This window comes from Nostoc foliaceum FACHB-393 (assembly GCF_014698505.1).
Lineage (GTDB): Bacteria > Cyanobacteriota > Cyanobacteriia > Cyanobacteriales > Nostocaceae > Nostoc > Nostoc foliaceum_A.
The window spans coordinates 39025-50246 of the sequence record NZ_JACJTD010000048.1; the positions used below are offsets into that span (position 1 = coordinate 39025).

11 protein-coding genes and 1 pseudogene are annotated in these 11222 nt (G+C 38.6%); 6 read left to right on the top strand and 6 right to left on the bottom strand.

The genetic code is table 11. From position 1 onward, the window contains the following. Nucleotides 1–147 precede the first annotated feature (147 nt). Together H6G92_RS28210 and H6G92_RS28215 are read left to right on the top strand one after the other, a co-directional pair. Complete coding sequence (locus H6G92_RS28210) at nucleotides 148–1098, top strand: RpoD/SigA family RNA polymerase sigma factor (protein WP_190898744.1); 951 nt, start codon at nucleotides 148–150, stop codon at nucleotides 1096–1098. A gap of 92 nt (nucleotides 1099–1190) precedes the next feature. Then, nucleotides 1191–1439 (top strand): hypothetical protein, encoded by a 249-nt coding sequence (locus H6G92_RS28215; protein ID WP_190898746.1) that lies wholly within the window; start codon nucleotides 1191–1193, stop codon nucleotides 1437–1439. Between the two features lie 202 nt (nucleotides 1440–1641). On the opposite strand, the gene gntT is transcribed toward H6G92_RS28215, so the two are convergent. Together gntT and H6G92_RS28225 are read right to left on the bottom strand one after the other, a co-directional pair. Then, nucleotides 1642–2970 (bottom strand): guanitoxin biosynthesis MATE family efflux transporter GntT, encoded by a 1329-nt coding sequence (gene gntT, locus H6G92_RS28220; protein WP_242059340.1) that lies wholly within the window; start codon nucleotides 2968–2970, stop codon nucleotides 1642–1644. 147 nt (nucleotides 2971–3117) lie between these two features. Continuing rightward, entirely contained in the window at nucleotides 3118–3276 is a 159-nt protein-coding gene (locus tag H6G92_RS28225) for a hypothetical protein (RefSeq protein WP_176727060.1), read from the bottom strand. 155 nt (nucleotides 3277–3431) lie between these two features. Between H6G92_RS28225 and H6G92_RS28230 the strand changes: the two genes are divergently transcribed. Continuing rightward, the gene (locus H6G92_RS28230; protein WP_190898748.1) at nucleotides 3432–4316 is read left to right on the top strand and encodes a DUF4351 domain-containing protein; all 885 of its coding nucleotides are present in this window, start codon (nucleotides 3432–3434) and stop codon (nucleotides 4314–4316) included. Between the two features lie 311 nt (nucleotides 4317–4627). Here H6G92_RS28230 and H6G92_RS28235 read toward each other — a convergent pair whose 3' ends face one another. The 4 genes and pseudogenes from H6G92_RS28235 to H6G92_RS39745 all read right to left on the bottom strand — a co-directional run. Next, the gene (locus H6G92_RS28235; protein WP_190898750.1) at nucleotides 4628–4819 is read right to left on the bottom strand and encodes a hypothetical protein; all 192 of its coding nucleotides are present in this window, start codon (nucleotides 4817–4819) and stop codon (nucleotides 4628–4630) included. Between the two features lie 17 nt (nucleotides 4820–4836). Next, nucleotides 4837–5223, bottom strand: coding sequence for a RidA family protein (locus H6G92_RS28240; protein WP_190898752.1), 387 nt, complete (start codon nucleotides 5221–5223; stop codon nucleotides 4837–4839). A 35-nt stretch (nucleotides 5224–5258) separates the two neighbouring features. Beyond that, nucleotides 5259–6326, bottom strand: a complete 1068-nt coding sequence (locus H6G92_RS28245; protein WP_190898754.1) for a hypothetical protein — start codon at nucleotides 6324–6326, stop codon at nucleotides 5259–5261. 36 nt (nucleotides 6327–6362) lie between these two features. Beyond that, nucleotides 6363–6954 (bottom strand): annotated as a pseudogene (locus tag H6G92_RS39745) (IS4 family transposase); the annotation flags it as partial. 552 nt (nucleotides 6955–7506) lie between these two features. On the opposite strand from H6G92_RS39745, the gene H6G92_RS28255 reads away from it, so the two are divergent. The 3 genes from H6G92_RS28255 to H6G92_RS28265 are packed head-to-tail and all read left to right on the top strand — an operon-like array spanning nucleotide 7507 to nucleotide 11032. Next, entirely contained in the window at nucleotides 7507–8232 is a 726-nt protein-coding gene (locus H6G92_RS28255; protein ID WP_190898756.1) for a formyltransferase family protein, read from the top strand. Between the two features lie 50 nt (nucleotides 8233–8282). Next, nucleotides 8283–9806: an argininosuccinate lyase gene (gene argH / locus H6G92_RS28260; RefSeq protein ID WP_190898758.1), complete on the top strand. Its 1524-nt coding sequence runs from the start codon at nucleotides 8283–8285 to the stop codon at nucleotides 9804–9806. A gap of 11 nt (nucleotides 9807–9817) precedes the next feature. Next, nucleotides 9818–11032 (top strand): argininosuccinate synthase, encoded by a 1215-nt coding sequence (locus H6G92_RS28265; RefSeq protein ID WP_190898760.1) that lies wholly within the window; start codon nucleotides 9818–9820, stop codon nucleotides 11030–11032. The last annotated feature ends 190 nt before the right edge of the window (nucleotides 11033–11222 follow it).

The window sequence follows — 11222 nt, forward strand, 5'->3', positions numbered from 1 at the left end:
CGGGGTCTAAATCCCCGTCACAAAACTTGCTTATTTTTTGAACTGCGGAATTTAAACCCACGGTACTCGGTTAAAAATAGAAAATTTTAATGAGCTATTTGATTTATACTTTTAAATCCCCTGGTTTAAAAAAGTCGAAAAGTTTGTATGTCCAGCCTGAGTTCCGACATGGTTCGCATCTATTTGCAAGAAATTGGTCAGTATCCTTTATTAAAGCCAGAGGAAGAAATCGCTTATGGTAGACAGGTACAAGAAATGATTGTTATTGAGCAATCTAAAAATGAACTCACTCAACAGCTAGACCGCGAACCAACAATGACAGAATTAGCCAACGCTGTTGAAAAAACCGAAGCACAAGTTCGAGCAGCACTACACCTTGGTCAAAAGGCTAAACAAAAAATGGTGACAGCTAACCTGCGACTAGTAGTTTCTGTTGCCAAGAAATACCAGAACCGCAATTTGGAATTTTTAGATTTGATTCAGGAAGGAGCAATCGGTTTACAAAGGGGTATAGAAAAGTTTGATCCCAATCGGGGCTATAAGCTATCGACCTACGCCTACTGGTGGATTCGTCAAGAGATTACACGCGCTATAGCAGAACAATCGCGCACTATTAGATTGCCTGTTCATCTCACTGAAATACTTACCAAAATTAAGAAAGTACAGCGAGAAAGCTTTCAAAAACTCGGTCGTCATGCCACTGCCGAAGAAATTGCATCAGCATTAAACATAAGCACAGATAAGCTTCGAGAATATCTCACTGCTTCTCGCACAGCCATTTCTTTAAATAAACAAGTCGGAGATGAAAAAGAGACAGAATTGGGCGAAATTTTAGCCAGCGATGCCGCTTCACCAGAAAAACTCCTTAGCCAAGAACTTCTATCGCAAGATGTAGCTAAATTCTTAGAACCATTGACACCTATACAGCGTCAAGTGTTAACTTTAAACTTTGGGCTAGAGAACGATCAGCATTTCAATCTAGCTCAGATTGGCCAACAGCTAAACCTCAGCCGAGAGCGGATTCGTCAAATCCAGGTCAAGGCGATAAGTATTCTCCGCCATCGACAAAGCGATATGCAAGAGTATTTAATTGATTAAGTAGAATTACTTTCGTTAGATGATGCACGGATCTTGTAGAACTAAGACGAAAAACTATATTAAAGAAGTAAGTCCACAACAGTAATCAGTCAATGCCCAGCAAAACAATTGATGTCCGAGAGTACACCGTCAGAGCGCATAAGCGGGAAATTCACACTCGCGTTTTCAACTTTGTGTGTAAGCAGTGCGAACAACCCACACAACGAGAAACCTTTGGTGTCCCACCGCTCTACTGTGAAAGATGTCGTCCGCCACAAGCACCCAAGAAATCAGTAGTCCCTCTTAGAAAACGGAAGCCCAGAGCTATGACTTATAGGAGTGATGAGGGTAAGCGAGGATAATTTTTTGTCAAAGATTGGTAGTCAGTGGTGGTGACTCAAAATCAAGCAAGAAAGTTGATTTCAGTCCCCACTTTTAACTTCGTAATGAACTCAAAAGCTTATTTTTTACTCCAGCATCAATCATTTTGGCGTAGGCATCACTCAAGGGCAAAATAGATAATTGAAAATATACATTTCCCGTGAAGATAGATTTATTCTGTATTCATCCCTGTCTTGTAGAAAATGATTTTGGTACACACAATGCCAAAGTTATTGTTCTTGCTGCCATAAATAAAGACATTGATAGCCATAGTAAATGACTATTATGGAAATACATTGCTGTAATTGCTGATGGAATAAAAACGATTACAGTGGCTTTCAGCATAGCTTGGCGAAGTGTATGACCTTGAGTCAACCCGAGAAAATAACCGTCTAGCGCATAAGCGACTGAGCCAAAACCCAAAACTGGTAACAACCAAGGAATATAAGAACGTAAATTATTGATAATATCAGTATGATTGGTCAGCAATCTTAACAGTGATTCTGGGGCAAAAATAAATGCAGTAGCAAACATTAATCCTATAACTAAGCTACTGACTACAGAAATTTGCAACAGTTGTTTTAAAGAAGTAATATTTCCACTACCTTGAAAAATTCCAGCCAAGCTCTCAGTAGCGAATGCCAAGCCATCAATGAAATATGCCGCCAAGCTCACCAATTGCATAAGCAGGGTATTTGTCGCCAGAATTTCAGTTCCTAACATAGAACTGAGATTGCTAAACATCGCCATTGTCGAAATTAAAGCAAAAGTCCGAATAATAATTTCTCCATTCAGCATGAAAACTGATTTTAAAGCTGATAGGTTAAATACTTCCCCAATTGAAGCTTGTATTTGTTTAAATGAAATTGTTTGACAATATAGCAAAGTACCTACTATTAGCATCAGATACTGACTAGTGGCTGTCGCTAGCCCAGCTCCTCTACTTGACCATCCCCACTGAACAATAAATAGATAATCAAGTAGTACATTTGCACAATTACTAATAGCTGAAAGCAACAAAACTTTACTACTTTGGGCTTGTCCAAGAAACCAACCAATCAAGACAAAGTTAATCAATGTTGCTGGGGCACCCCATATTAAAGCATTATAGAAATCAACACCAGAAGTTTTAACTTCCGGTGTAGCACTTAGAATTGCAAACCCTAATATTTGTAAAGGTTGTTGAAATATCAGGATGGCGAGTCCTAATATCAGTGCTAAAATTCCATGCTGTAAACCAATCAATACTGCCGATTGGTTATCTTTACGCCCTATAGCCTGTGCAACCATTCCAGTTGTACCCATGCGTAAGAAACCGAATGTCCAATAAATATAATTGAATAAAATTGTTGCTATTGCCACACCTGCTAAATGACGAATCTCCGTTAAATGCCCTAAAAACATTACATCTATTAGTCCTGCCAACGGAACCATTAGATTTGAAAGAACATTTACAGATGCCAGTTTGAGAAAACGGTGGATGAATGCTGAATGTTGAGCAAAGATAGACAAAATTAGTAAATCCCTTGAACACAACAATGACCGAAACAATTCAAAATTCAAAATTCAAAATTGAAGAATAGCTCAGTAATTTTGAATTAATTAATTCGCTCTTTTCTTGCCCCCAATGATAGCGCCGCAATACTTCTCGGTTAAGAATTAAGCAGTATTGAGAATAAAAAAAGTGAGTGGTTGACGTTTAGTACCCGCTCCTGTGTGGATGGGAATTCTCGCTGGAAACTTAGAACGAGGTTTTTTGACTACTCTGGGATTTGTTCTACCCTGTCTTTGAGGAATTGTTTGCTCCAAAATTTCCATGATTAGCTTGGAGATGAGCGCAAACTGCCGGCTGATTGCGAAACAGCATGAAACAGACTGAATTCGGCTTAAATTTGAGGTGTGATTAAAATGGGTTGTAAATACAGATAAAATATTATTAATCACTTCCAATTAATTTTTAATAACCTAATTGAATGACTCGATTTGTACACGACGAATTTGCCAAAGATTATCTAGAAGAACTATTAAAACCTTATGGGGAAGTAAAGCCATCATCAAAAATATCAGGAGAGATCAAAGAAATTGATGTGCTATTTACTCCATCATTACAGCAAACTTCTAATTTAAAAGTGCTAGGGCTACTTGGAAGATTTGCCGAATTTCCGGCAATATTAGAACCATTTCGAAATGCTGCTTCTGGTGATGAAATTTGTGATTGTATTCAAAAATTACTAGAAGTAAAAGCTCTCCTGCGACGAGACGCTAAAGCGAATAAAACCAAACTCCAAGAGTCAGATATTCCGAAACTATGGGTTCTAACTCCAACTGCATCTCCAGCATTACTATCAAGCTTTAATGTTAATCACAAATCGGGGTGGTTGCCAGGAGTATACTTTCTAGGTGATGCGCTACGGACAGCAATTGTAGCCATACATCAACTACCACAAACACCGGAAACCTTGTGGTTGAGAATTCTTGGCAGGGGGAGTGTGCAGTCACAGGCAATTGTGGAATTATCAAACTTACCATTGAATCACCCATACAGGCAAGCAACGCTAGAATTAGTTTATAATCTGCGCCAGAATTTAAGAATCAATCAAAATTTAGAATTGGATGATAGGGAGTTAATTATGCGATTAGAACCACTTTATCAGCAAGACCGTGAAAAAGCCAAACAAGAAGGACAACAGGATTTAATTATACGTCAACTAAATCGTCGTCTTGGTGAAATTGATGCATCGTTGATTGAACGAGTTCGAGGATTATCTATTGAGCAATTGTCTATTCTAGGAGAAGCGTTATTAGATTTTTCTGTAGTGGCGGATTTAGAAGCTTGGTTAAATCAGCAAGCCGGATAATAACATGACCCAGATATCCATTTTATAGAGCATGGTAGTATTTGGGGGTATTTATCTTGGCTTTTAAAATGGCAATAGAAGTCTTTCCATCATCATTTTATTGCGACTGTGGACATAAATCGTATTTCTTTGAGAATACTGTCTCTGAGATGGAAAAAATGAGCAGAACAAAACCTGTCACTTTAAGCGACGGACAAGATAACGAACACAAAATTGTTTTTTTCAATGGCTTGGCAATAGAGATTATTTGCTCCAAACTGGGAAACTGTAAAATAACCGACTCACAGTAACAGTTTTTATGGAACAGTGAATTACTTTGGCCTACACCGCCACCAACCAATCGCACACCACAGACCTACACCCACCAGCAAAGTTAACCCAAACTTGCCACTGCCCCAGATATGCATTCCAGTAAAGCTCACATCAGCAATCGTTGGCAGGGAAGGCAACAAGGGTGTTTTTCTCAGCAATACGAGTGGCCAAGAAGTTATGTGATTTGTCACAAAACTGCTCCTCAAATCTAGCCCCTAGTTTTTTTTGCTGTCACCTCTATCTCAATTCGCATTCTAGGATCTGAAAGTCCTGCAACAATCATTGTTGCTGCTGGTCTGACATCTCCTAAATATTTACGAATTACTGGCCAGCTTTGTTCAAAGTCTTCTCGAATCGGTAAAATATAACGAACTCGCACTATATGCTGCATTACCAGTCCCGCCTCTGTCAGCGCAGCATTAATGTTTTTAAAACACTGCTCTGTTTGTTTTACAACATCATCAGATATGGTCATCGAACTGTAATCAAAACCCGTGGTACCAGAAACAAAAACCCAGTCTCCATCAACAACGGCTCTAGAATAAGCAATTTCTTGCTCGAAGATAGAACCAGAAGATATGAATTGACGACTCATTTAATTGTGGAATCTCCTTCCAAATATATCTACAATTAAACCACTATCAACCAATCACACAGTACAGACTTACACCCCGAAGCAAAGTTAACAGCAATCTGCCACTGTCCCAGATACCCATTCCAGTAAGGCTCACCATCAGCTACCCCAATAGCCGCACCAACTGCGGAGACTAGTTCACTGTAGAAGTGACCAGCGCTGTCCAAACCTTGCTGCAATTTCAGTTTCAGCCCTTTCCAGGCTTGTCCTTGGGGATTGGACACTACCTCTTCTAATAATATTTGGGAGGTCGTGTCAATACCTGGTGTTTGTAACTCTATATTGTTCGTGACTGACACCGAATCCCTTGAAAACGCTTCATCTCGATTTAACCACTGCCCAAAAATTGAATTACGCTGATCATCAGGGGCAACAAACCGATAGACGCACTCCCGATTTTCACGCTTACCCAACCGACCAACATAGTTCAACTTCAAATCAATCTTGGCAAGTAACTTCTGTGCGATCGCAATCGGGGTCAGTTTTTCAGAAATGGAAACATTCAAGTAATTCTTGATAACGTGCCGATGCGTTACAGCCAGTGCCTTAAACTCCAGCATCCTCTCGTCACTTCCCCGCAACTTAACGTCTGGTGTAAGAAACTGCAACAGATTCAGATTTTCCAGTAACAACACAGCCGGCAATAGCTGCCCCTTGTTAAAATCCGGTTTCCAAATCGAATTCTCTCCCGCCTCTAACTGCGCTGCTGCCCGTTTCGCATCACGGTTGGTCAGAAATTCCCGCCCCAGCGTCAAATAGTAGTGCATCCGCAACTGAGGATACCAGCCGTCGTCATCTTTCTCGACTAAATCAGGGGTTACGTCAACTTCGTAGCGACGGGATAATTGGGCCTTGCGCTGCTGATGTCGTTCAGTTTTGGTTTTCGCTCTTTTGTCTTGCAGCTTCTTCAATTCAGTTGGGGAAAGTTCATCAGAATCCGCGATCGCTTTACACTCCGCAGCATACAATTCAACAGATGCCGCTTTAACCGACTCGATTACAGCCCCACTCTCGTCATCATCAACATCGTCGGCATCGATAACGGTGTACCCATCCTCGACCAAACCCGCAAGAACAGACTCTCTATCTGACTTTTCCCGTTAAGTCTCTCTAGCAAGCTGCCAACCCTCACAGAGGTCATGCAATTTTAACCAGCCCCGCCACAGTACCTGGATACCAATGGGAGTTTTATGTCGATGTTCTAAGTAACCCCCTAAACGAGCGATCGCTTCCACAGCCCAACTAACTGTTAATATCTTGGGTAGTTTAGGTGATTTAGCTTTCAAAATGCGAAGCTGAAGGGGATTGAGGATAACAATTGCGTCGGCGTTTGGCTGGGTACGGTGTAGATAAGTCAACTGCAAAAGCTCAACAGCAATCACACGTAAAGATTCCAATTAAGGTTTTCATCCCATCAGCAGCAATTCTGTATCTTTCTACCTGACACCCTGACTTGAAAATTTTATGATACTCTTCCACTCGCCAATGGTAAGAATACCAATTTAAAATCGTAGAAGCCATATGGATATCTGCGACAACTTCCGTGGTTAGCAACATCCATTCTACAGGGGTTTCACATAAAGGAGAATCAACTTCTGTGGCATAAATAGCATACACAAGTAGAGGATCGCGATTGTCAAAACGGTAGGGAATACGGAGATTAACAAGACAAAATCTTACAGCCAGATTTGCTTTGCCAAATCCTTGACTTAAAGCATGGCCAATTGACATTGCACGCTCATTCAATCGGCGTTGGCGTTCGCGGAGCGTCTCGTAGAGAAGCCTACCGTAGGTAATCGCCCAACTCACAAGTCGCAAAATTTTTCTCCCACCAGTCCAACATGATTTGTCGCCTCTGATACCACGCTTGGGTTATTTTACTGTAAACCTTGTACCTTGCCCTAAATCCTTTTTGAGCAAGCTTTTCAAGACTTAACGAGAAAAGTCAGAATTTTTGACTGAGTTTTTTAGTATTTAAAACCAATAAAATGTAGATATTTTTAGATTTTAATCTAAAAATAACTTATTTTTAATATTAAATTAAACTATCAACAAATAGGAGTTTGATTTAATATTTGGTTAACTGAAATTTAATTTTAAAAATGATTGACTTTTAAGAGTTTAAATGCATCCATTTTAAAAAATTTTTATTAGTTTTATTTTTCCTTTTAACTACAGAAGTCACATAAGTGTATTAATATATAGTCAAGACACAAGATTTTTATAAACAGGAACTTGCGTTATATGATTTATAAAACAATCACAGATCATCAGCCTACTACTATTAACACTAGTACCCAACAAGATATTGATAATAACATCCTGAAACCAATGGTTGAAGCGACTCAGGGACTGGGTAATTGTTTCAATCCAACAAGCAGTAAAGTTGCTGAGAAAATATTGTTTATAGGCGATAGATCTAACTGGAGTGACTTAGCAAATCAATTTATTCAGGAGGTATTTTCAGATGTTGAAACTATTTTTTGGAATCGAGGTGAAGCTTATCCTTCTAAACTTGAATTATGGGAAGGAGACCGAATATTTTCTTTTAAATCCGACCTTATTTTGCCAAACTATGTTTTAAAAAAATCACAAAAATCTGCTATTAATTTTCACCCGGCACCGCCAAAATACAGAGGAATAGGTGGTTATAATTATGCCCTTTATAACGGTGAATCTATGTTTGGAGTCACATGCCACCACATGGTAGAACAAGTTGATTTTGGGAGAATAATTAAAGTACTTTATTTTCCCATTTTAAATTCAGAGAAGGCTTCTTATTTAAAACTTAGAGCAGGAGCTTTCTGTTTAACATTAATGTATGAAATTATTATCCAGTATATTTTAGGAAAAAATAATTTACCAGAATCCCAAGAAACATGGGGAGAAAAACTATACACTTACAAAAGCCTGGAAAAGTTTATTAATCAATTCAGAAGCAAAAAATTATGGCATCACTGCATCTTGTAGAGTAATCACTCAGAAGTTAAAAAGTTAGCAAAATGAAGGATTAGTCCATTATGAGTAAACTATGGGCGGGAAGATTTGAGAAAGAAATTAGTCCATCTGTTTTAGATTACACGCAAACAATTGAGGTGGATACTCGGCTTATAGAAGTTGATCTTTGGGGAAGTATAGCCCACGTAATAATGTTATGTCATCAAAATATAATATCCCAAGAATACGGACAAGACATACTTCAATGCTTATTAGAAATACTTGAAGATGCACAGCAGGGAAAAGTTCATCTTGATAAAGAATTAGAAGACGTTCATCTTAATTTAGAAAGCCGGGTAATTTCTAAACTGGGAATGAATATTGGGGGTAGGATGCACACAGCTCGCTCCCGCAATGATCAAGTTGTCACAGATACTCGGTTATATCTACGGACGGCTCTGTTGAATATTCAACAGGAACTTTTAAAGTTCATAGAAGAACTCATTTGTTTGGCAAAAATACACACTGAAACAGTAATTACTGGTTACACTCATAGTCAACCAGCCCAGCCAATCAGCTTGGCTTACTGGCTGACAGCCTACGCTAGTATGTTCAATAGAGATATATGGCGATTGAGACAGGCATTTGAAAATACTAATCAAAACCCTTTAGGAGCTTGTGCCTTAGCAGGTACTTCTTTTCCAATTGACAGGAAAATAACGACACAATTACTAGGATTTAATAGTCTACTTTTGCATGGGCTTGATGCAACAAGCTCACGGGATTTCATCACCGAAAGTTTGGCCGCTTTTGGAATAACGATGAGCAATATTTCAAAAATGGCTGAAGAGATTGTTCTATGGAACAGTTTTGAATTCGGTTTGATAGAAGTTGATGACGCATTTGCTACTGGTAGCTCCATTATGCCTCAGAAGAAGAATCCAGTTGTTGCCGAGCTAGCAAGGGCAAGAACAGGAAGGGTATATGGAGCACTTATGCATGTTTTGACTATAGTTAAAAGCGTTACAACTGGTTACAGTTGTGATTTACAAGAGGATAAGCCCTTTTTATGGCAGGCCATAGATGACACGTATTCCACTATATCTATCATGTGTCAGCAGGTGCAGACATTAAAATTTAATACTCAAAGATCTCTAGAAATGTGTTGGGCAAACTTCTCGACAGCGACTGAATTAGCAAATTATTTGGTTGTAGAAAGAAATATGCCTTTTCGAGAAGCTCATAAGATTGTTGGTGCAATTGTAAACCAATTAATAAAATCTAATAAAAACCTAAATGATGTAGATTATATTGCTCAATTGTTAGATAATTTAGGAAGCAATATAGAACTGAATTTGCTGCAAGACCTTCTTGATCCTATAAAAGCAATATCTAGACAGAAAAGCCAAGGAGGAACAGCACCTGAAAGTGTGCAAGAAATTGTAGATATTTTAAATAATGATTTTGTTAATCATCAAGATTTTTTGAGCAAACAGCACCAAAAGATTGATCGTTCTTTTGATAAGACTTTGCAGATTACAAAGCAGTTTATCAGCAAAGGAGATATTCATACTACGTTTGAGCAGATTATGGAAAGTTTATATTAGTGGAGTAATTTATGAAAATTGTTCTTGCATATTCTGGCGGCTTAGATACTTCTGTAGCTTTAAAATGGCTCCAAGATAAGTATTCAGCTGAGGTTATCGCATTCTGTGCAAATATTGGTCAGTTTGAGCCATTAGACACGATAGGATCTAAAGCTAAACAAATAGGTGCATCTAAAGTATATATAGAAGATTTGAGAGAAGAATATCTTCGTGAGTATGTTTTTAAAGCACTCAAAGCTAATGTAGTATACGAGGGTCAGTATCTATTAGCTGCTCCTCTAGGACGCCCTTTAATTGCTAAGCGATTAGTTGAGATAGCCCAACAAGAAAAAGCCAACGCTGTTGCTCATGGTGCAACGGGTAAAGGCAATGATCAAGTCAGATTTTATTGCAGTATTGCTGCCCTGAATCCCGATCTACAAATTATCGCACCAGTTATAGAATGGGAAATGAAGTCCCGTGATGATGAAATTGAGTACGCCAGAACACACAACATTGAGATTGCTGTGTCTGCTGCAAAACCATACAGTATAGACACGAATATTTGGGGAACTAGTATAGAGTGTGGAGTTCTTGACAATATTAAGTTGCCTCCACCAAATGAAGTTTATCAAATTACCACCTCACCATTGTTAGCTCCAGATGAACCACATGATGTTTGTATAGGCTTCGAGCAAGGTATTCCGGTTTCGCTTGATGGTAAGGTTATACCTCCGATACAATTAGTATCGGAGTTGAATACGCTTGGCTCAAAACATGGGGTAGGAAGGATAGATATATTAGAAAATAGAGTTGTAGGGATAAAAACTCGAGGAATTTATGAGAGTCCAGCAGGCGCAATCCTTCATTTTGCACACAAAGAACTAGAAAACTTGGTGCTTGATAGGGATCTCTTACATTACAAGGCACAAGTAGCTCAGCAATACTCAGAATTGGTCTATTACGGTCTTTGGTTTTCTCCACTTAGAGAAGCTTTAGATGTTTTCGTAGGCTATACTCAGTCCCGTGTTAATGGGTATATAACACTGAGATTATATAAAGGAAATCTCATCGTCTTAAATCGAGATTCCGAATATGCAATGTATGATCATTCACTTTCCACATATGATGTTGAAGACCAATTTGATCATAAAGCAGGACATGGATTTTCTTATATTTGGTCAATGCCATTAAGAGTAAAATCCAAAACAGATTTGAAATGGGATATATCAAGAGTCAATCAGTAAAAATTGAAGTTTTTAATTGAGAGGCAAGAGAAGTTTGAGTTGAGATACTCAGCCAATACCTAACAGGACTTACGCAACTGGCACAGAGCGATCGCTAATTAATAGTACATAAGTATTATTTAAATCTGATTCCGAAAGCCTTGTATTCGTAATAAAAGTCGGTGTGTTGGAAGCAAAGTATAAAATATTC